This is a genomic window from Phyllobacterium trifolii, assembly GCF_014192095.1.
GTDB classification, from domain to species: domain Bacteria; phylum Pseudomonadota; class Alphaproteobacteria; order Rhizobiales; family Rhizobiaceae; genus Phyllobacterium; species Phyllobacterium trifolii.
Genome location: NZ_JACHXN010000033.1, coordinates 14,229 through 35,083 on the forward strand (window position 1 = coordinate 14,229; position 20,855 = coordinate 35,083).

The following is a 20,855-nucleotide window of genomic DNA, read 5'->3' on the forward strand; positions in this document are numbered from 1 at the left end:
AGATCTAAAGGGAGGACTTATTGTGACATACAGACGAGCTTGGATCGCGCTCCTGATTTTTACCGCGGTCATTATCAATTATATGGACCGAATTGCTCTTTCCGTAGCGGCGAAACCGATCGCGGCGGAATTCGGGTTTTCACCCATCCAGATGGGTTATCTTTTCTCCGGATTTCTGTGGACGTACGTTATCTGTCTTATTCCAATCGGGCTAATCGTGGAAAAAGTCGGTGCAAAGCGCATGGTTGGGGGAGGCATCGCAATCTGGTCTGCAGCAACTGCTGTGACGGCGATGACCACAGGTTTCGCCTCGATCCTTGCTGCCCGCTTAATCATGGGGGCAAGTGAAGCAACAACGTTTCCGGCGTGCGGCCGCATTATACGCGACTGGTTTCCCGAACGGGAGCGCGGCCTCGTTACCACACTCTTCAATGGTGGCTCATCGGCCGGGCCCGCGATTGGTGCGATGGTCGCTGCAGCTTTGGTCAGCTCTTTTGGATGGCGAATCTCGTTTGTGGTTCTTGGCGCTCTTGGCTTCGTATGGCTGGCCGCGTGGTTGTACTGGTACGGCCAACCGGAAAACGTGATCTGGCTTCCTGAAACTGAAAGACAAAAAATTATCTCAAAGCGGAACGGCGAACTGGCCACGAACGTAGGCGACGATCCTGCGCCATCTTCCCTTCGCTACCTGCTTTCTCAGACCAGCATTTGGGGATTGGTAATAACCCAGGCTTGCCTTGTTTATACCGCATACCTATTCCTGACGTGGCTGCCCACTTTCCTGCAATCCACGCGGGAGCTTTCTACCATGAACACGGGATATCTTACCGCTGTTCCCTATCTGATCACCATGCTCTTCGGACTGACTATTGCGTGGACCAGCGATCGGGCACTTTCATCGGCAGCAATCCAGGCCGGAAAGCGCCGCAATTTCATCGCGGCCATGGCCGTTCTTTCCTTGTTGATTCTTTTGGCTCCTGTTGTCGGCAGTCTCTGGCAATTGTTGTTGATCCTAACTCTCGTCCTGACGGGGTCGACCACCGGGGCTGGTCTTAACTTCACCTTGGCAAGTGACCTGTTGCGCAACCCAAGGGATGTCTCGCGGGTTATCGCTATCACAGCATTCGGTGGGAATCTTTTCGGCCTTATTGCCCCGATCATCACCGGCTATGTCGTGTCGGGCACCGGCGGCTACACCTGGGCGTTCCGTATCGCTGCAGTGTTGTTACTGTGTGGGGCGTTTGCCACGCTGCTCATGACCCGAAAGCCTATCGAATCTGAATATGGACCTCGCAAACCGTAAGGCGAGGTCGCCCACGCACGTCCACCCGCTCAATGGAACAAACATGACCTACCATTACGCACAATTGCGGCGACCGATCACCGCCCAAACCAGACAGACCGTAGTTGAGGATTTTCCCGAAATTTCGTTGATCCCTGATGACGACTTGCGGGTGAAGGTTGTCGAAGCTTGGAGCTACGCGCTGTGCTGTTCTGATTTCCAACGCATCACCGACATACCGCCGGAAGGCAATCCGGGCGCTCCAGTTCTACGACAGGGAACGCAGGCCGATCACATTCGAGGCGTCTTACGCTATGCGAAGGCAATTGGGTTGGAGTTCGAAACTGCCTATCCCGAGACAGCAATCGATTGGAATATCTTGCTCGCAGGCGCAGCGTGCCACGATGTGGGGAAGCCATACGAATTTGATCCCGCCAATCGTGCGCGTTGGGCCCAGTCCCCTGCCGATGCGGGCTCTCCGACATTCCGGCATTCTGTTTTTGGCATGCATGTTTGCCTGATGACAGGTTTGCCAGAGGAAGTGGCGCACATAGCAGTGGGGCATTCTTTCGAAGGACTTCATATGGGCGTCAGCGCTGAGTGCACCATCGTTCGGCAAGCTGATCACGGTTGGTGGCATATCGCCGGAGCGCTGGGACTGGTGACCGCCGAGTCCGTGGGCGCGATCTCCGGCAATCTTCGGGCCCGCATTATAAAATGATTGAATTACCGACTGTCAAAAGTGTTGTAGTTCGGATGAAGCCCAACCATTCAACCGCGGCGGCTGGGTGCTGGTTGAAGGAAGCTAATCGACAAAAGGGACGCACCCCCGCTGGACGCTGGGGAAGGCCCGAGGAACTGATCGGCACCGCGGTTTTTCTCGCTTCAAACGCCTCCGGCTTTGTTAACGGCCAGATAATCTATGTAGATGGCGGTATTCTTTCAGTTGTGTGAATGAGAGCAAGCGATATCGGGTAACGGTGGATGAAAATCCTTTGACAACGCATAACCGTAACCTCACACCGGGATTGTAGGTGTGACGCATCAATAGTTGGCATAAAGGAGAACAAAAATGGCACACGAACTCAAAGCCTCGACGGCCTCTATGCCCGGCTTGCTTCGCAATAGCGAACTCGATCAAGATGCGGTATGGCAGTCACGAGTCGATTTGGCCGCATGTTTTCGCATGGCCGCTCATCATGGGCTTCAGGAAGGAATCTGCAATCATTTTTCCGCTCTTGTACCCGGCAGGGAGGACCTCTTCATCGTCAATCCCTATGGATTGGCGTTCGAAGAAATCACGGCATCAAGCTTACTAGTCTGTGACTTCAGCGGCAATGTCATATCAGGTGAGGGAGCGCCGGAGGCGACTGCTTTTTACATCGCGCTGTTTCCGCCAATATCCGACGAGTGGTCCTGAGATGTCGTAAAGATCGCTTCCTGGGCGATCTGCAGCCGGCGGCGCGTCACCAGCTCGAGATAGGTTCTGTCGCAAAATTTTCCGATCTTGCGTTGGCGAGCTTTGAAATACCGATGACGTTCGACTTTCTTCGGCTGTTAAAGTCGGTTTTGGCTCTACAGCAAACGCTTCCGTAGGGGAACGTGATCAAGCAAGCCACTTTAACTTTACGGTGCCGGCTAATGAGTTACGCTTCGCCGGTTCCTTGAACCGGGCCGAGGGCCCGGTCCTATCGGTTTTTTTAAAGATCAGCCAACGTAGGGACGTCGGCCAAAGAAGTTGTGGCCGGGATCGTTGAACCCCGGTGTCGAGGAATGGCCCGTTACGACAAGTTCGTTCACCAGGGCCTCATCTTCCGCCGTAAAGCGGTATTCGAGAGCTGGCAAATAATCCTCCCACTGCGCTTCGGTGCGCGGCCCGACAATTGGCGAAGTGATCAGGCGGTTGTTGAGGACCCACGCGAGGGCGAAATGGCCGGGTGTGATGCCGCGTTCCGCTGCGTGCATTGCAATCCGCTGGGCGATATCGAGGGATTCCGGCCGCCATTCGGTCTCTTGCAGACGCCGGTCGTTGCGACCGGCACGGCTTTCCGAGGATGGTGCCTCGTCCATCTTGTATTTTGCGGTCAGCACCCCGCGTGCTAGGGGGCTGTAAGGAACGACGCCCAAACCATAATAATCACAAGCGTCCAGATGTTCGAATTCGATCTGGCGATTGGCGATATTATACAGCGGCTGGCTGACGATAGGCCTGTCGATACCGAGTTGATCGGCGACGCGGCTGAATTCAGCGATTTTCCAGGCGCGGTGATTGGAAAGGCCATAATAGCGGATTTTCCCCTCAGAAATCAGGTCCCCCAGTGTGCGGACCGTTTCCGCGACATTGGTGTCCTTGTCTTCGCGGTGCAGATAATAAATGTCGATGTAGTCGGTGCCAAGGCGCTTCAGACTGCCTTCCACAGCGCGGCGAATATATTTACGCGAAGTCCCCTGGCTGTTGGGATCTTCACCGCGTGGGCTGGCAAATTTTGTCGCCAAAACCCAATTGTCGCGCTTGTCGCGAATGGCATTGCCAACAACCACTTCCGACTGAAAAGCCGCATAGCCATCGGCGGTATCGATGAAATTCACACCCTGTTCGAATGCACGGTTCACGATACGCCGGGATGTCGGCTCGTCGGTTTCTCCGCCGAACATCATCGTTCCGAGGCAAAGAGGCGATACGTGCAAGCCGTTACGACCAAGTGTTCTGTATTTTAAAGTCATGATCAGTTCTGTTCCTATTTTGGCCAACTGCAAACGAGAAGGCGGAGAGGATGAGCTGCGTTTTGCTTCGATCCAGGCCCGTCGTCTGGGCAAAACGCTGTGATGACGCGATCCTCACGGATGCGAAAAACTCATAACAGTTTCATGTGCGGCACTACGGTGAAATCGGTGACCCGCAAGGGTTCTGCCGCATACGGGGCCTTCATGGTCGGAGAAGCCAATTCATGACGTATTGGGCGCATTGTTCCATTTCGGACGGCGGACATGATGTTTAAGATACCCACTGTCATCCTGACGCCTCGGGCAGCCGTTCCAGAAGTTTGTCGAGGGTGATTGGATAGTTACGCACACGCACACCGGTCGCATTGTAGATAGCATTCGCAACCGCCGCGCCGACGCCGCAGATGCCGAGTTCGCCAACTCCCTTGGCCTTCATCGGCGAGGAAATAGGATCTGTTTCGTCGAGGAAAACCACCTCCTGGTGCGGGATATCCGCATGGACCGGCACCTCGTACCCTGCAAGGTCATGATTGACGAAGAAACCCAGGCGCTTGTCAACGGCGAGCTCCTCCATAAGAGCTGCGCCGACGCCCATGGTCATCGCGCCGATGACCTGGCTTCGGGCCGTCTGCGGATTGAGGATGCGTCCTGCAGCACAGACCGCGAGCATGCGCCGCACGCGAATCTCGGCTGTTGACGCATCAACGCCGACTTCCACAAAATGTGCGCCAAAGGTCGACTGCTGGTATTTCTTGTCAAGGTCACCATACTCCATAAGGTCTTCGGCAACGAGGCCGTCTCCTGCTGCTTCGGCGAGCGACGCACTGCGATTGCCTGAACGGACTTCTCCGTCCTCGAAGACCGCATCGGCCGAGTTGAATCCCAGCTTCTGGGTCACCGCCTCACGCAACTTTACACATGCGGCATAGACGCCAGCGGTCGAGCTGTTCGCGCCCCATTGCCCCCCGGAACCGGCGGAAACTGGAAAGGCGGAATCTCCAAGGCGCACCTCCACCTTGTGCAGCGGCAGCCCCATCATCTCGGCGGCAGTCTGGGCGATGATCGTATAGCTCCCGGTACCGATATCGGTCATGTCGGTTTCGACCGTCACAACGCCGCGGTTGTCGAGCCGTACACGCGCACCTGACTTCATGACGAGGTTGTCGCGGAAAGCGGCGGCCACACCCATCCCGACGAGCCAGGGCCCATCGCGGGTCTTACCGGGCTGCGAATTTCGAATGCGCCAACCAAAGCGATCTGCGCCAATGCGAAGACACTCGATCAGTTGACGCTGCGAAAACGGACGTTCCGGCTTTTCTGGATCGACCTGCGTATCGTTGCGGATCCGGAACTCGACCGGGTCGAGGCCAAGCTTCTCGGCCATTTCATCCATTGCAATTTCCAGTGCCATCGTGCCGGGCGCCTCGCCAGGCGCCCGCATGGCGTTGCCTTCGGGCAGGTCCAGCACCGCAAGTCTCGTCGCCGTCATCCGGTCCGCGCCGGAATAAAGCAGGCGTGTCTGATTGACAGCCGTCTCCGGCCCGCCTTCCGGCAAATCGCCGGACCAGCTTTCGTGCGCGATCGCTGTGATCTTGCCATCTGTGTTGGCGCCGATGCGAATCCGCTGGATCGTCGCCGGACGATGCGTCGTATTGTTGAACATCAAGGGCCGGGGAAGGGACACTTTTACTGGCCTTTTTGCCGCTCGGGCACCGAGAGCAGCAAGCAGTGCATCGGACCGGAGAAACAATTTGCCACCGAAGCCGCCGCCGATGAAGGGCGATATCAGCCGCACGTTCTCCTTGTCGATGCCGAGTGTCAGTGCCAAGTCACCCTTACCCCAGTCGATCATTTGATTGGAGGTCCACAGATTGAGTTTGTCGCCATCCCAAACTGCGATGGACGCATGCGGCTCCATCATCGCGTGAGCGTGATCAGGAGTGGTGTAGGTCTCGTCCAGCTTGACCTGCGCCGAGGAGAAGCCACTGGCAAAGTCCCCGGCTGCGCTGTCGGGTTTGCCCTTTTCGGGCTTCTTTGCCAATTCCCTGGCGCCCGCAAGATCGAAGAAGCCCTTTTCACGTGCATAGTCGATTTCGACCAATTGCGCCGCGTCGCGAGCCTGTTCAAAGGTCTCGGCGACGACGACAGCGACTGCTTGGTGATAGTGCTGGATCTCGGGACCACCCAGCAGCTTGGCCGTGTTGAATTTGCCCTTGCCGAGCTTTCCGGCGTTTTCGGCCGTGACGATGGCAAGGACGCCCGGTGCCGCCTTGGCCGCCGCCAGGTTGATGGATTTGATTCTTCCCTTGGCAATCGCCGCACCAACGACATAGCCATAAGCCTGGTTGGAAGCGACATCGTAGCGCTCATAGGCATAGGGTGCCGTGCCTGTTGTCTTGAGGCTGCCGTCGATACGCATGGTCGGCTTTCCGACCACCTTGAGCTGGTCGATCGGATTGGTGGTGGCGGGAGTCTCGAACTTCATCGTCTTAGCTCCTTGCTTCGTCCAGTACCGCGCCGAGGGTCCGCTCGACCAGCGTCACCTTGAATGCGTTGTCGGACGTTGGGCGAGCACCGGCAAGCAATTGCTCGGTGACAGCCTTGGCGCCCTTTGGAAGATCGGATTCGGCGGCCTCACTTCGCCAGGGTTTGTGCGCCACGCCCCCGACCGCCACCCGGCCCGTTCCATCCGGCTGCACGATCGCGCCGACGGAGACAAGTGCAAAGGCATAGGACGCGCGGTCGCGGACTTTGCGATAGATATGCTTGCCGCCGATTGGCTTCGGCAGCGTCACAGCCGTGATCAGTTCGCCCGGCGTCAGCGTCGTCTCAATGTGCGGCGTGTCGCCCGGAAGAGAATGAAATTCCGCGACCGGGATATTGCGCGTCGTACCATCCGGACGAACCGTCTCAACTAGCGCATCGAGCGCCCGCATCGCGATCGCCATGTCGCTTGGATGGGTCGCGATGCAGGCCTCACTACTACCGATCACCGCATGCTGGCGGCTGAACCCGCCAATGGCTGAACAGCCGCTGCCAGGCTGACGTTTGTTGCACGGCTGGTTAGTGTCGTAGAAATACGGACAGCGAGTACGCTGGAGCAGATTTCCTGCGGTTGTCGCCTTATTGCGTAACTGCCCCGAAGCGCCGGCGAGAAGTGCGCGTGACAGCAGGCCATAGTCACGGCGAACACGTTCGTCCGCAGCAAGATCGGTGTTACGAACCAGGGCACCGATCCGCAATCCGCCTTCAGGCGTCGCCTCGATCTTGTCGAGGGCGAGACTGTTCACATCGATCAGGTGCATTGGCGTTTCGATCTGCAGCTTCATTAGATCAAGGAGGTTGGTGCCGCCCGCGATGAACTTCGCCCCCTTTATGCGGGCAGCCGCCGCAGCGGCTTCGGTAGGGGAATTGGCGCGTTCGTAGGTAAAGGACTTCATATCTGCCTCCCCGCAACTTCGGTCATTGCATCGACAATATTGGAGTAAGCACCGCACCGGCAGATATTGCCGCTCATGCGCTCGCGCAGCTCCACATTTGTAGCTTGCGGATGGGCAATCAGGTCCTGGCTCACATGACTTGGGACACCGGCCTTGATCTCATCAAGCACCGCGACTGCGGAACAAATCTGCCCGGGCGTACAGTAGCCACACTGAAACCCGTCATGTTTGACGAAGGCCGCCTGCATCGGGTGTAGGTTGTCCGGCTGACCCAGTCCCTCGATCGTAGTAATGCTATCGCCTTCATGCATCAAGGCGAGTGTCAGGCACGAGTTGATACGGCGACCCTCCACCATGACAGTGCAGGCTCCGCATTGGCCGTGATCACAGCCTTTCTTCGTTCCTGTGAGATGCAGATGTTCACGCAACGCGTCGAGCAATGTGGTGCGCGTGTCGAGCGTCAGTTCGCGGACTTGACCGTTGACTGTGAACGAGACCTTGCTGGCAACGAACTGTGCGGGATCGACAGCAGCTTGCGCACTGCCTACCGACGGCGCTGTTGCTGTCGCGGTTAAAGCGGCGGCAGCAACCAGGAGGTCCCGCCGGGTAATTTCGAGTTCATCATGACTTGGCATATCCTGCTCCGTCTGAATTAAGGGAATTGGGTATCGCCGAGGGCCGGTGCACACCGTACTCGCTGTTCTTCCCATCCTGTTGGAAAGTGCCTTGGCTTTTCGGCGCTGGTTCTTAATGCGTGGGAGATGGTGCGGGTTCCTTTGAGCGGTACCATTCTTCCGTCGCGCCGGCATCCATCGCCGCAAGCTGGCCGATCGCCGACCAGTCGAGCGTGTCGCCTCCATGGGCCAGCAGAGTGAGAAAACGGTCGCGCAGGAGGCTCGCTAGTGGCAGCGGTACGCGCAGATCCTCAGCCGCCGCAAGGGTTAGCCGAATGTCCTTTTGTCCCAGTGGGGCGGCGAAGCCAGCCGGCTCGAACTTCCCATCCGCTATTAGGGTGCCATAGGTTTTGTAGATGGGGGCGTTAAACAGCGTCGAGGTCAGGATATCGAGGTATTGGTGCCGGTCGACGCCTCCCTTGCTAACGAGTGCCATGGCCTCGCCAAGTGATTCGATGACCGAAGCGATCAGGAAATTGCCGCTGAGCTTCACCAGATTGGCGACTTTCGGTGTTTCGGAGACGATGAATGTCCTCTGGCCGATAGCGTCGAACAGCGGCTGCACAATGGCGATCGAGTCTGGTGCCCCTGCAGCTATAATGAAGAGTTTCCCCGCCGCCGCCACGTCCGGCCGCCCGAATACCGGCGCTGCAACAAACAGCTGGCCCGCATCATGATGGGCAGCAGCCAGCTTCTCCGACAAAGCAACGCTGATTGTGCTGGAGGAAATGTGAACTGCGCCTGGTGCAAGGTTTGAGACGACTCCCTGTTCGCCGCCCACAACGGCTTCGACGGAAGCGTCATTTGCTAACATGGATATGACGACGTCAGCTCGGGCGACTTCGGCTATGCTGGCCGCCGTCGTTGCTCCGAGCGCGACGAGCGCATCAGCTTTTGCGCGCGTCCGGTTGTAAACCGCCACATCGTGATTGGCCCTCAAAAGGTTGGCTGCCATGCCCGCGCCCATGTGCCCTAATCCGATAAATCCAACTTTCATGTCTGTTCCTTTCCTTTTGATACGTTGAACCTGCCGGCTTCAATCTATCCGGCCGAAGTCATTGGGGCAGGGCATAGGCGATCATGTAGTCGCCTGCGGGGGTCAGCATGCTGTGGTGGCCACCGGCCATGATCACGACATACTGCTTGCCCTCGGCCTCGTAGATCATGGGAGCTGCCTGTCCACCCGCTGGAAGCTCGACTTGCCAAACAGTCTTGCCTGTCTTCAGATCGATAGCGCGCAGAAAATCATCGGTTGTCGCCGCGACAAAAATCAAACCACTGGCCGTAGTGACCGGCCCGCCATTGTTCGGCACGCCAATCTGGAAAGGCAACATTGACGGGATGCCCCACGGCCCATTACGCTGTGCTGTCCCCAATGGATGATCCCACAATGTCTTTCCCGTCGCCAAATCGATGGCCCGGATGCCGCCATAAGGTGGCTGCTTGCAAAGCACACCTGTTGGCATGACCCAGCCCTGGTTGGCCGAAATACCATATGGCAGGTCAGCCTGCGGACGGTTGTTGCCGGGGCCGGGGCCCTTGTAGCGCGGGTCGCCCATGTAGAAGACACCAAGCTTGTCATCGATCTCGCGGGGCACCAGCGTCGAATAGCTTGGAAACGCATTGTAGTTGACGACGATCACGCCGCGTCGGACATCAACCGAAAGACTGCCCCAATCAGAACCGCCATTATTTCCGGGAAACTCGATCCAGGGCTTATCCACGCTCGGAGGCGTGAAGATGCCTTCGTAGTGCGCCGATCGAAACTGGATGCGGCACAGCATCTGGTCGATTGGCGAGATGCCCCACATTTGGCTTTCCGAGATGTCGGGCTGCTGCGTCGTGTTATAAAGCGAACGCGTCTGGATCGGAGACCGCTCGCCCGGCTCGACGCCGCCCTGAGGCACTTTAACTTCTGCCGTTTTGCTAAGGAGGTCACCGGTGCGCCTGTCGAGAATGAAGATGTCGCCCATTTTGGTCGTCTGCACCAGAGCCGGCACATTGCCTTCCGGTGTCGGGAAATCCACGAGACTTGGCTGGGAAGGCGTATCGTAATCCCAGACGTCGTTCTTGACGAATTGATGGACCCAGCGTGGCTTGCCTGTTTGAACATCGAGCGCGGTCACGGAGGAGCCGTATTTACGTTCTTCCGGCCGACGGGTCGAGCTATAATAGTCACCTGCAGGATTGGCCATCGGCAGATAGATCAGGCCGAGGCTTTCGTCGGCCACGGCGGTCGACCACATATTCGGCGTACCCGGCGTGTAGGTTTTCCCCTCAAGAGGGAGCTTGGTAATCTCAGGCTGCTCCATGTCCCAGGCAAAGCTGAGCTGGCCTGTCACCGCATCATATCCACGAATGACACCTGAGGGCGCCCAACGACGCTGGCCGTCCATCACCTGCTGGCTGGTGACGACGATGCCACGAACGATGGTCGGGGCCGATGTTACTGAGACCATGCCTGGAACGACCTCACCCAGTCTCTCATTAAGGTCGGCATGGCCGTTTGTACCAAAGCTCTTGCAGGATTGACCGGTGGCGGCGTCAACCGCAATCAGCTTGGCATCGAGCGTGCCGGCGATAATGCGCTGGGCGCATTCTGCACCAGGCCGAGCATTCGGTTGCTTGTAGTAGGCAACGCCTCGGCAGGCCGAGTTAGGCGGCGCAAAGTCCGCCGGGGTCTTGGGATCGAACATCCATTTCTGCTTTCCTGTCGCTGCATCCAGCGCGAAAAGCTTGTGGCGCGAGGTGCAGCCGTAAAGCGTGTCACCGATTTTGAGCGGCGTCAGTTCAACGCCGAAATTCTTTGGAATGTCGCCGGTGCGGAACACCCAGGCCTGCTTGAGCTGACCAACATTCTCCGGCGTGATCTGCGAAAGGTCCGAATATCGTTGAGCTCCGTGTCCGCCGCCATATGTCGGCCAATCTGCAGCCGCTGGCAGGATCGCATCGTCGAAGTAGGTGCTGCCAGCCTGAGCGACGGGCAGCGGCAAGGGAGCGACCGATGTATTCGCGAGTGGAACCGCGACGACGAGGCCGACCGCGGAAAATAGTGCCAGACCGGCTGTGTATCCCCGGCCTGCACGCTTGCCGTTGGGCAGACGTGTCGGCATGACCAATATTGCCAAAACGAGCAGAATGAAGGGTCCGACAAGACGGGGAACCAGGGCCCAGCCATCGAGACCCGCCTCGAACAGGGACCAGATGAGTGTCCCGAGGAAGGCGAAACTATAAAGATGAAGCCCGAGGAGCCGACCCATGATGGTCAACACGCCGGAGACGATCAAAAGAACGCCAATTGTCGCGTAGTATAAACTGCCGCCGAGCAGGGCGAGCTTGATGCCTCCCGCCGCCAGAATGGCACCAATGACGAAAAATATTACGCCTAGAACTCGAAGGAGCCAAAGTCGCGTAGGGGAGAAACGTGGCACGCCACCTTCATCTAGCATCGGGATATCCAATCATTGTTCAACAAAGCTACGCGCCCTTGGGGGTGTTTCAGACATACGCAGTGGGCATCACGCGGCACCGGTCGAGCAACCGGTCAATGGCGCCGAGGGCGAAGTTCGCGCTCGGCTCGTCCACGAACAATCCATCTTCAATCTTGCTGGCTATACTGCCGATAACAACCTGCGGCGCCGGGACTGGAACCGCCTGTATGGCCAGCAAGGTCTCGTTCAGCTGGGCTTGTGCACGCACGCCACCAGTAAATGCCGGCGAAATTGATATGGCGAGTACCGGCTTGCCGGTCAGCGAAGATTTTCCGAACGGCCTCGAGGCCCAGTCAAGCGCATTCTTGAGGACGCCTGGAATTCCGTGATTGTATTCGGGCATCACGATGACGATCCCGTCGCTTTCGATGATGGATCGTCGAAATGCCGTCACTTGCTCCGGTGCAGCCAGTCCATCGTGATCCTCGTTGTAAAGGGGCATATTCAGGTTGCAAATCTCCATTGACACGCTTGTTTGCAAGCGTTTTTGCAGGGCATTGAGAACGGCCAGCGAATATGATCCATTGCGCAAGCTTCCGGAGAGACCGAGAAGCCGTGTAGTTTGGACTAAATGATCCACGCGACGAACCCTTTCTCAAACGCTTGGGGCAAGAGGGCCGCTGCCGGCGCCCGTCGAGTTGATGACCGCGGCGATCTCAGCCATGTCAGCGTGCGTCAACTCAAGAGTTGAAGCGTCGATCCAGCCATCGACCTGTGCCGGACTGCGCGCGCCGACAATGGCGCCGGTGACGCCGGACCAAGCCAGCGTCCACGCTACCGCGACGGTCGGCACCGTTGAGCGATGACGCTCTGCGATCGGCTTGAAGGCATCGGCAAGCTTCACATTGCGCTCGAATTTCTCTCCGGTGAACTCAGCATTGCGCGAGCGCCAATCATCCTTTGGCAGAGCCTTGACCCGTTCGACGGAAAAGCGGCCTGTGAGAAGGCCTGCCTGCATGGGGCTGTAGACGATGATGCCGGTTCCATGACCATGGCACCAGGGCAGTTCAGCCTTTGCCATGTCGCGGCGGATCGCAGAGAATGGCGGTTGCAGGGTGTCGACATGGCCGAGCCGTGCCGCCGCTTCCAGCTGCGCGGCATTGTGGTTGGAAAGGCCTGCGGCGCGAATCTTTCCTTCTTTTTTCAGATCAAGCAGCGTCTGCCAGTACACTTCAAGAGGAGTGCCGTCTTCGGCCGGCCAATGCATCTGATAGAGGTCTATGCGCTCAACACCGAGGCGCCTCAGCGAGTTTTCGACCTCCTTGCGAATACTGGCGGAGGCGCCCACCCGCCGTGGCAGTTCCTGACGGTCGTTATCGTTCCAGACCAGCCCGCATTTTGTGAAGACATAAGGCCGTGCTGCCAGGGGGATGTCGGCAAGCGCTTTGCGGACAAGTTCTTCGGAATGGCCGAGCCCATAGATCGCTGCAGTGTCGATCCAGTTGATGCCGCGATCGACCGCATGCCGGATTGCAGCAATTGAATCACTGTCGTCTTGCGAGCCCCAGCCAACAGCCCAGTCGGCACCGCCTATTGCCCAGGCACCGAAGCCAACACGTGTAATTTCCATGTCGGTATGACCGAAGCGTCGAGTAGGGAGGGTGGTTGCTGTTGCGGAAGAGCTATTTGCGGTCATGTGCTGTCTCCTGTTCGCCGTGCTATCCAAAGCCACGAGCTTCACGTCGGACCAGAACAGAGTGGGTGAGCGCTCTGCGGTCCGGCCCATTCACTTATAATCCGGCTGCATCAAGTGGTCGGTATGGTGCTGACGTCGCGACCGTCCGGTACAGCCGCGTGGGGTGCCCGCCGTCCAATCGAGTTACACTCGATCCCGGGACGTCGCATCTCGGTGTGCCTCAGGTTTCGCTCGACTGCGCGCGCCAGAGGTCAACCCCGCCTTCGGTTGCCTCGTCATCAATCTTGCGTAGTTCGTCCGGGCTGAAGGCGAGGTTATTCAAGGCGTCGAGGGAATCATCGAGTTGAGCGACATTGCGCGCTCCAACTAAAGCTGACGTGACGCGCGCGTCGCGCAGGGCCCAAGCGATTGCCATCTGAGCAAGTGTTTGGCCCCGTTCCTGCGCTATCGCATTGAGCATCCGCACGCGCGTCAGGTTTTCCTCGCTAAGCAGTTTCTTGTTGAACGATTGGCCCCGTGCCGCGCGCGCATCTGCTGGCACACCGTTCAGGTATTTCGAGGTCAGCAGTCCCTGTGCCAGCGGCGAGAAGGCAATACAGCCAGCACCCAGCTCTTCCAGGGTATCGAGCAGGCCTTCCTCAATCCAGCGGTTCAGCATCGAATAAGACGGCTGATGGATCAAAAGTGGAATGCCCTCGGCCCGAAGGATGCGTTCGGCCTCTCGCGTCCGTTCGGGGCCGTAGGAAGATATACCGACATAGAGCGCCTTGCCCTGGCGCACCATTTGCACGAGCGCACCCATCGTTTCTTCCAGCGAAACGTCAGGTGTTGGGCGGTGGGAGTAAAAAATATCAACGTAGTCCAGGCCCATTCGGATCAGGCTCTGATCCAGAGATGCCAGAATGTGCTTGCGTGACCCTCCGAGGCCGTAGGGACCGGGCCACATATCCCAACCCGCCTTGGACGAAATGATGATTTCGTCGCGATGCTTCGAAAAGTCCTTGTCCAAGATAAGCCCGAAATTCTCCTCCGCAGAGCCATAAGGCGGCCCGTAATTGTTGGCGAGATCAAAGTGGGTAACACCCCTGTCAAAGGCGCGTCGAATGACGGAGCGCCCCGTTTCGAAGACATCTGCGCCACCGAAATTCTGCCAAAGACCGAGCGATATTGGCGGCAGCTTTAATCCGGATCGGCCGCAACGGCGGTATTCGATTGACTCATATCTCTTCGTATCCGCCATGTACATTTGTTGCCTCAGTTCCAACTTGCCGCGACCGCCAAGGACATCGGCACATCACTGCGGCTATCGGTACGTGCGTTTGATCGATGAAACAATAGGCGGATGGTCAATGTATCAGTGAGTGAAATTCATTGTTGGCGTTATGCGAACACCGTTGTTAGTCATCTCAGAGGCTCCAACTCGCGTATCACCTGGATGAGGGCTCCGACGCCAAAGGGGAGTTGGCGCCTGCTTGAATAATACATCGAAAACGGCGGTCCGAAGGAAGCCCACTCGGGGAGAACAATCTCCAACCGACCGGCCATCAGGTGCGGGCGGGCAAGCTTTTCCAGACAATAGGCGAGACCAGCACCACCTATCGCGGCACTGATCGCAAGGTCAGACTCGCCAGAGATCAAGGCACCTGGAACGTCAATTTCGCGCCGGTCCTCACCACGTTCGAATTCCCACTTGTAGATCTGGCCCCTTCCAGTGCGAAGTCGGATGCATTGGTGCGAGTTCAGGTCTTCCGGCACCTCAGGCCGCCCATGGCGATCAAGATAATCAGGAGCCCCCACGGTCACCCATTTGAGCGGAGCGGTCAAAGGAACGGCGATCATGTCTTCAGGGATCGTCCCCCCGTACCTTAGTCCGGCGTCGAAGCCTTCTGCGGTCACATCCACGAAGTAATCATCAACAGCAATTTCCAGTTCGATATTGGGAAACCGTTGCGAAAAAACAGGCAGGGCGGGCGTCAGCAGCAGACTAGCGGCATCTTTCAAGACATTGATGCGAATGCTGCCCGCAGCGCCCTGATGATGCCCGTGCAACTCCTCCAGCCCCGTATTAATGAGATCAAGGCCCGCGGAGATCTTCTCCGCCAGCGCCTTGCCGGCGGCCGTCGGCGCAACGCTGCGGCTCGTCCGGTTGAGAAGGCGAACGCCAAGCCTCGTTTCAAGCGCCCTCATGCTATGACTAAGGGCGGAGGCCGTTACGTCCAGATGATCGGCGGCTTTACGGAAACTGCGAAATTGAACAATTGCCAGAAAGTTTGACAGTTCATAGACTTCAGTTCGTTTGAGCGGCATGTTTTCCTCGGGACGTTTAGGACAAGGCGATCGCCTAAGCGAACTTTGCGCTCATCCGAATTTGATTATTCTTGGCCGTTACGTCACAATTTGTTTTCGATGCGCTCGCAAACACGTCTAACGGCTTCAAACATTTTTGCCTTATCGAGTTCTTCGTGCACGCGGTCAACGTGGGTGATGGCAAGCGACCGCATTGCCCTCTTTATTGAGGATTGGACAGAAAATATCGGTAATCCCCCTTCACGCGTGGTCGGCATATCGTTTGAGGTGTCTTTGCAAAATTGCAATCATTGCGTCGCGGACTGGATCTCGCACACCCTTCACCCAGGCAACGGAGAGGGGAAGCTTATTCATGACCTGTTCGTTCGAAACCCTGAGGGGAATATAGCGCACCCCGGTTACAGCCAAGCGTGATGTCCAACGTGGAACTATTGCCAATCCGATTTCCGCCGCGACGAGATTCACGATGGTTTGCTTTTCACCGGCAAGCTGGACAATACGGGCCTGCAGTCCGGCTTCAGTGAACAATTTGATCGTCAAATCGTGACTGTGCGGTCTCGAGCGGCGCTCTGGAACGATCAGGGGTTCCCCGGCGAGATCGTCGATTGAAACATCCTCATTGTCCGCAAGAGGATGATTGGTCGACATCGCAACCACAGCGGTTTCGTGAAACAGGAACATGGTGTTCAGTTTTCGATCGGGCCGTTCGGCATGTCTTATAAATGCGAGATCTATGCGGCCCGACAGAAGTTTGGGAACAAGCCGAAGGGACTTGTCCTCAAGCAATTGAACTTCGACATCGGGGTTGTCCTTCCGAAAATCATGCAGCAGAAGCGGCAACAGCCCCGCTGCGGCGCTATCGATCGCTCCCACCCGCAAGGTTAAGTTTTGGTCCCGTCGCTTTGAGTTGAAACGATTTATCACTGCGTCGACATGCTCAAGTATCTGTTTAGCCTCATCAAGCAAAATGAGTCCGTCATCAGTCATGGCGACATTGCGCGTGGTGCGGACCATAAGTCGTGTACCCAACCCGTCTTCCAAAAGTCGGATATGGCGACCGAGCGAGGCGGGAAGCATATTCAGTTTTTGGGCTGCGCGGCCGAAGTGGAGTTCCTCTGCCACCGCGACAAAACAACGAAGTTGATGCAATTCCAAGTGTGCTTGTCCTCCACAACCCACCAATTATATCATGTTTTTATATAATTCCAGCGCCATTGAGACTTGTGCCGTCGACCTTGTACGGTGCTTGGTAAGCGCAGGAGGTGCGCTCTTTTCATTCATGTCAGGGAGGAGCCCATCATGGCAATTGACCTTGAAAAGCGCGTCATGCGCAAAATCTCGCTGCGGATTGTTCCGTTCATCATGATTCTGTATTTCATTGCGTTCGTCGATCGCGTGAACCTCGGTTTCGCCGCACTGACGATGAACCAGGATCTCGGTTTTTCGCCGACGGTGTTCGGATTTGGAGCCGGCATATTCTTTCTTGGCTATTTTTTGTTTGAAGTGCCCTCCAACCTGATTCTCAACAAAGTGGGTGCACGAATTTGGATCGCCCGCGTCATGATTACCTGGGGTGTCGTGTCCGGTTGCATGGCCTTCGTACAGGGCACGACGAGTTTCTATACCTTGCGGTTTCTGCTGGGCGTAGCCGAAGCAGGCTTTTTCCCCGGCATCATCCTGTACTTAAGCTTCTGGTTTCCGGGCCGTCGCCGCGCCGCTGTCACGGCATTGTTCATGGCCGCCGCACCGCTTTCCACAGCGTTGGGTTCGCCCATCTCCGGTGCATTACTCGAGATGCATGGTCTTCTTGGTCTTGCCGGATGGCAGTGGATGTTCCTGTTGGAAGCGGTTCCCGCGCTTGTCCTCGGCGTTGTCACTTTGTTCTACCTGACCGATCGGCCGGAAAAAGCCAAATGGCTGGACGACAACGAGCGCCAATGGTTGGTGAACACAATGAACTCCGAGCGGGCAGCAAAGGGACTTACTGCCGGTCACAGCATCTGGCGCGGACTCGCTGACCCTCGGGTGCTTGCATTGTCGTTGGTTTATTTCGGCACCTCGGCTGGCCTGTATACTCTCGGCATCTGGGCACCGCAAATCATCAAGGAGTTCGGGCTCTCGTCGCTACAGGTTGGCTTCCTCAATGCAATCCCTGCGATCTTCGCAGTCGTGGCGATGGTTCTGTGGGCTCGACATTCTGATAGGACCGGAGAACGTACCTGGCATGTGGTAGGTGCCTGCTTGCTCGCAGCTGCCGGACTTGCATTTGCAAGCGCAGCGACAACAGTTATTGCTGTTCTTATCGCCCTTACACTCGTCAACATTGGCATCAGCTCGTCAAAGCCGCCATTGTGGAGCATGCCTACCATCTTCCTGTCGGGACCCGCAGCAGCCGCCGGCATCGCAACCATTAATTCGATCGGAAACCTTGGAGGCTTCGTTGGACCCTCAATTATCGGCTGGATCAAGGATTTGACTGGCAGCTTCGAGGGAGGCCTGTACTTCGTGGCAGGTCTCTTGGTCCTCTCGGCAGTGGTAACGTTGCTCCTCGCACGGTCAAGCAACAAATCCATTGCCGCCAATCCAATCAACGAACATTGAACAACCCCACAACGGAGAACATGTAAATGCGCGAATACGCAATCGCCACGATCCCGGCCGACGGGATCGGCCCGGAAGTGATCGCAGCTGGGACTACGGTGCTGGCAAGCCTCGAAAAGCGCCTCGGTGATATCAAGTTCAATGTCGAGAATTTTGATTGGGGTTCGGACTATTACAAGAAGAACGGCGTTATGATGCCGACGGACGGGCTGCAGCAGCTCAAGAAATTTGATGCGATCTATTTCGGCGCTGTCGGCGCGCCGGATGTGCCGGACCACATTACGCTCTGGGGTCTGCGTCTGCCGATTTGCCAAGGCTTCGACCAGTATGCCAATGTCCGCCCGACCAAGATTTTGCCGGGTATCACACCGCCGCTGCGCAATTGCGGCCCCGGGGATCTCGATTGGGTTATCGTGCGTGAGAATTCGGAGGGCGAATATTCGGGCCATGGCGGGCGTGCACACAAGGGACTGCCGGAAGAGGTGGGGACCGAAGTCTCGATCTTCACCCGCGTCGGCGTTACCCGCATCATGCGCTATGCCTTCAAACTGGCGCAGTCGCGACCGCGCAAATTTCTGACCGTCGTCACCAAGTCGAACGCCCAGCGCCATGGCATGGTCATGTGGGATGAAATTGCCGCGGAAGTGGCGGCAGAATTCCCCGACGTCACATGGGACAAGATGCTGGTCGATGCCATGACGGTCCGCATGACGCTCAACCCGAAAAGCCTGGACACCATTGTTGCTACGAACCTGCATGCCGACATCCTGTCGGACCTCGCAGGCGCATTGGCCGGAAGCCTCGGTGTTGCACCCACGGCCAACATCGATCCTGAACGCCGCTTTCCGTCGATGTTCGAACCGATTCACGGCTCTGCCTTCGATATTACGGGAAAGGGCATTGCCAACCCTGTGGCCACTTTCTGGACAGCGGCCCAAATGCTTGACCATCTTGGCGAGCCGGAGGCGTCCGCTCGACTTATGCGCGCCGTCGAGCGTGTCACGGGGGCTGGAATCCTTACTCCCGATGTTGGCGGAACGGCGACGACGCAGGAGGTGACGGATGCAGTCGTCGATGCCATTCATTCTTCAAACGTCTAATCGACAATCCTAGACGCCGCTCATACCGGGACGTGCCGAAGGCTCCGAAACAGTCTGGGCAGGCGAATGTGGATTGGAACCAAACCGATGCTTGGGCATGATCTGGCGCTTGGCCGCTTCGTAGGAGTCGAGCCTATCGGTGATCATACGCTGCGGTGCGAGGCGGTTTAGCGAATTGCTCGTTGTTGATTAACAAAGTGCGAGAAACGAACACTGGTTGCTTCGAGGGACGTTCCTAAGCTACTTCGCGCATCAATCGATGAAGCTTTGATTTCATTTCGAATCCGACGCCTGGAGTGTTGGGGAGACCGACATAACCGTTGTCCACGGCAATGCCGTCGGCAAAGCCGCCGAAAGGGGAGCCGATATCTTTCAGTATCCTATCGATATGGACATCGGATATCTCCTCACTACAAAAATTTTAAATGAACTGTTGTGCTTTGCCTGGCAAGTAACACAAATACTTGAGGCGAAATCTCGGGCAGTTCAGCAGAAAAGTGTTCATGGGCCGCAAATGTTGGTTGGTTTGGACCCCGTCATGCCCCCCGAAAATTCCCATTGGGTGACCAAAAAAGTGCATTTGAAAATGGAAAATCAAATCCGCAGCGATCGCGACTTTAGTCCACAAACTAACGGTAGGTACCATGAAAATTCTAGTTCAACGAAATGTCAACGAAACCCGCCGCGCCCAACTTCTCAGCAAGGCTCCCAATGCCCATGTCGTCTACTGCACGGTGGAGGGCGAGGTTGAGGCGATGATCGGCGATGTCGATGTCGTCGCCGGGTTCGTTTCACCCCCTGCGCTGGCCAAAGCTTCCCGGCTGAAATGGCTGCACAGTTGGATGGCTGGCCCCGATCGCCAGCTCTATCCCGAATTCGTTGCAAGCGATGTCGTGCTGACGTGCAGCAAAGGCAATGGAGCCGTACCGCTCGCCGAACATGCCATCATGCTCATGCTGATGCTCAACAGAAACGCACTACGCTGGTTGAAGGCGCAGGATGATCACCGCTGGGATCATTTCGTTCATGGAGAACTCAACGGTCTGACCTGCGGCATCATCGGGGCAGGGTTTTCCGGTCAGGATCTCGCCCTGAAGGCGAAAGCATTCCACATGAACGTGATTGGACTCCGCCGTCATGATCGACCCGCACCAAACTTCGACAGATTCTACAACATCGCTGAAATCAAAGACTTCATGGCGGAGAGCGATTTCGTCGTCGTTACAGCCCCGAAAACGGCGGAAACGACAGGCATGTTGGGTGAACGCGAGTTTCGCGCGATGAAGAAGTCAGCTTTTTACATCTGCTTTTCACGCGGCGGCATTGCTGACGATGTCTCCCTTCTGCGCGCCCTCAATGAGGGCTGGATCGCTGGTGCGGGTCTGGATGCTCATTCGGAGGAACCGCTACCCGCCACCAGTCCGTTCTGGACCGCGCCAAACACGATCGTCACACCGCACAACGGCGCGACGTCAAAAGCCACACCGGAACGTGGTTTCGATTATTTTGTTGCCAACCTCGAGCGTTACCAGAACGGCGAAGCGTTGATCAATCTCGTTGACCGGGAGCTCGCCTACTGATCGAACGAGCCAGCGTGCCG

Annotated in this window: 16 protein-coding genes and 2 pseudogenes; 7 read left to right on the top strand and 11 right to left on the bottom strand. The window is 57.0% G+C overall.

Translation table 11 applies throughout. The features are described from left to right. Positions 1-22 precede the first annotated feature (22 nt). The 4 genes and pseudogenes from FHS21_RS28160 to FHS21_RS28175 form a co-directional block, all read left to right on the top strand. The gene (locus FHS21_RS28160) at positions 23-1,303 is read left to right on the top strand and encodes an MFS transporter (RefSeq protein WP_183665277.1); all 1,281 of its coding nucleotides are present in this window, start codon (positions 23-25) and stop codon (positions 1,301-1,303) included. A 43-nt stretch (positions 1,304-1,346) separates the two neighbouring features. Then, positions 1,347-2,003, top strand: coding sequence for an HD domain-containing protein (locus FHS21_RS28165; protein ID WP_183665279.1), 657 nt, complete (start codon positions 1,347-1,349; stop codon positions 2,001-2,003). Positions 2,004-2,098: 95 nt separating this feature from the next. Continuing rightward, positions 2,099-2,236, top strand: a pseudogene (locus FHS21_RS28170) (SDR family oxidoreductase); the annotation flags it as partial. Positions 2,237-2,354: 118 nt separating this feature from the next. Further along, positions 2,355-2,666 (top strand): annotated as a pseudogene (locus FHS21_RS28175) (class II aldolase/adducin family protein); the annotation flags it as partial. A 323-nt stretch (positions 2,667-2,989) separates the two neighbouring features. Here FHS21_RS28175 and FHS21_RS28180 read toward each other — a convergent pair. The 11 genes from FHS21_RS28180 to FHS21_RS28230 form a co-directional block, all read right to left on the bottom strand. After that, positions 2,990-4,006, bottom strand: a complete 1,017-nt coding sequence (locus FHS21_RS28180; RefSeq protein ID WP_183665281.1) for an aldo/keto reductase — start codon at positions 4,004-4,006, stop codon at positions 2,990-2,992. 286 nt (positions 4,007-4,292) lie between these two features. Next, positions 4,293-6,491: an aldehyde oxidoreductase molybdenum-binding subunit PaoC gene (gene paoC / locus FHS21_RS28185; RefSeq protein ID WP_183665283.1), complete on the bottom strand. Its 2,199-nt coding sequence runs from the start codon at positions 6,489-6,491 to the stop codon at positions 4,293-4,295. 4 nt (positions 6,492-6,495) lie between these two features. Then, positions 6,496-7,446, bottom strand: coding sequence for an FAD binding domain-containing protein (locus tag FHS21_RS28190; protein ID WP_183665286.1), 951 nt, complete (start codon positions 7,444-7,446; stop codon positions 6,496-6,498). Next, a complete protein-coding gene (paoA, locus tag FHS21_RS28195; RefSeq protein WP_183665288.1) occupies positions 7,443-8,081 on the bottom strand; it encodes an aldehyde dehydrogenase iron-sulfur subunit PaoA in 639 nt (212 codons plus the stop codon). The genes FHS21_RS28190 and paoA overlap by 4 nt, the downstream gene beginning before the upstream one ends. 112 nt (positions 8,082-8,193) lie before the next feature. Further along, positions 8,194-9,138 carry an NAD(P)-dependent oxidoreductase gene (locus FHS21_RS28200; protein ID WP_312879952.1) on the bottom strand — a complete coding sequence of 315 codons (945 nt, stop codon included), beginning with the start codon at positions 9,136-9,138 and terminating at the stop codon, positions 8,194-8,196. Positions 9,139-9,175: 37 nt separating this feature from the next. Beyond that, positions 9,176-11,569 (bottom strand): membrane-bound PQQ-dependent dehydrogenase, glucose/quinate/shikimate family, encoded by a 2,394-nt coding sequence (locus FHS21_RS28205; RefSeq protein ID WP_183665292.1) that lies wholly within the window; start codon positions 11,567-11,569, stop codon positions 9,176-9,178. A gap of 49 nt (positions 11,570-11,618) precedes the next feature. Then, the gene (locus tag FHS21_RS28210; RefSeq protein ID WP_183665294.1) at positions 11,619-12,191 is read right to left on the bottom strand and encodes an NADPH-dependent FMN reductase; all 573 of its coding nucleotides are present in this window, start codon (positions 12,189-12,191) and stop codon (positions 11,619-11,621) included. A gap of 15 nt (positions 12,192-12,206) precedes the next feature. Next, on the bottom strand, positions 12,207-13,247 hold the full coding sequence (locus FHS21_RS28215; RefSeq protein ID WP_210283659.1) for an aldo/keto reductase: 1,041 nt from the start codon (positions 13,245-13,247) through the stop codon (positions 12,207-12,209). A gap of 220 nt (positions 13,248-13,467) precedes the next feature. Further along, complete coding sequence (gene mgrA / locus FHS21_RS28220; protein WP_183665296.1) at positions 13,468-14,493, bottom strand: L-glyceraldehyde 3-phosphate reductase; 1,026 nt, start codon at positions 14,491-14,493, stop codon at positions 13,468-13,470. Positions 14,494-14,648: 155 nt separating this feature from the next. Then, complete coding sequence (locus FHS21_RS28225; RefSeq protein ID WP_183665298.1) at positions 14,649-15,554, bottom strand: LysR family transcriptional regulator; 906 nt, start codon at positions 15,552-15,554, stop codon at positions 14,649-14,651. Between the two features lie 240 nt (positions 15,555-15,794). Further along, positions 15,795-16,709 (bottom strand): LysR family transcriptional regulator, encoded by a 915-nt coding sequence (locus FHS21_RS28230; protein ID WP_183665300.1) that lies wholly within the window; start codon positions 16,707-16,709, stop codon positions 15,795-15,797. A gap of 144 nt (positions 16,710-16,853) precedes the next feature. On the opposite strand from FHS21_RS28230, the gene FHS21_RS28235 reads away from it, so the two are divergent. The 3 genes from FHS21_RS28235 (at position 16,854) to FHS21_RS28245 (ending at position 20,835) form a co-directional block, all read left to right on the top strand. Beyond that, positions 16,854-18,155 (top strand): MFS transporter, encoded by a 1,302-nt coding sequence (locus FHS21_RS28235; protein WP_183665301.1) that lies wholly within the window; start codon positions 16,854-16,856, stop codon positions 18,153-18,155. A gap of 26 nt (positions 18,156-18,181) precedes the next feature. Next, positions 18,182-19,255: a tartrate dehydrogenase gene (locus tag FHS21_RS28240; RefSeq protein WP_183665303.1), complete on the top strand. Its 1,074-nt coding sequence runs from the start codon at positions 18,182-18,184 to the stop codon at positions 19,253-19,255. A 644-nt stretch (positions 19,256-19,899) separates the two neighbouring features. Next, positions 19,900-20,835, top strand: coding sequence for a D-2-hydroxyacid dehydrogenase (locus FHS21_RS28245; RefSeq protein WP_183665305.1), 936 nt, complete (start codon positions 19,900-19,902; stop codon positions 20,833-20,835). Positions 20,836-20,855 lie beyond the last annotated feature (20 nt).

Bases quoted from the DNA above. Each gene is read 5' to 3' on its own strand.
- FHS21_RS28190 (WP_183665286.1), bottom strand. From the start codon at position 7,446: ATGAAGTCCTTTACCTACGAACGCGCCAATTCCCCTACCGAAGCCGCT.
- FHS21_RS28180 (WP_183665281.1), bottom strand. From the start codon at position 4,006: ATGACTTTAAAATACAGAACACTTGGTCGTAACGGCTTGCACGTATCG.
- FHS21_RS28205 (WP_183665292.1), bottom strand. From the start codon at position 11,569: ATGCTAGATGAAGGTGGCGTGCCACGTTTCTCCCCTACGCGACTTTGG.
- FHS21_RS28165 (WP_183665279.1), top strand. From the start codon at position 1,347: ATGACCTACCATTACGCACAATTGCGGCGACCGATCACCGCCCAAACC.
- FHS21_RS28215 (WP_210283659.1), bottom strand. From the start codon at position 13,247: ATGACCGCAAATAGCTCTTCCGCAACAGCAACCACCCTCCCTACTCGA.
- FHS21_RS28240 (WP_183665303.1), top strand. From the start codon at position 18,182: ATGCGCGAATACGCAATCGCCACGATCCCGGCCGACGGGATCGGCCCG.
- FHS21_RS28225 (WP_183665298.1), bottom strand. From the start codon at position 15,554: ATGCCGCTCAAACGAACTGAAGTCTATGAACTGTCAAACTTTCTGGCA.
- mgrA (WP_183665296.1), bottom strand. From the start codon at position 14,493: ATGTACATGGCGGATACGAAGAGATATGAGTCAATCGAATACCGCCGT.
- paoA (WP_183665288.1), bottom strand. From the start codon at position 8,081: ATGCCAAGTCATGATGAACTCGAAATTACCCGGCGGGACCTCCTGGTT.
- paoC (WP_183665283.1), bottom strand. From the start codon at position 6,491: ATGAAGTTCGAGACTCCCGCCACCACCAATCCGATCGACCAGCTCAAG.
- FHS21_RS28245 (WP_183665305.1), top strand. From the start codon at position 19,900: ATGAAAATTCTAGTTCAACGAAATGTCAACGAAACCCGCCGCGCCCAA.
- FHS21_RS28235 (WP_183665301.1), top strand. From the start codon at position 16,854: ATGGCAATTGACCTTGAAAAGCGCGTCATGCGCAAAATCTCGCTGCGG.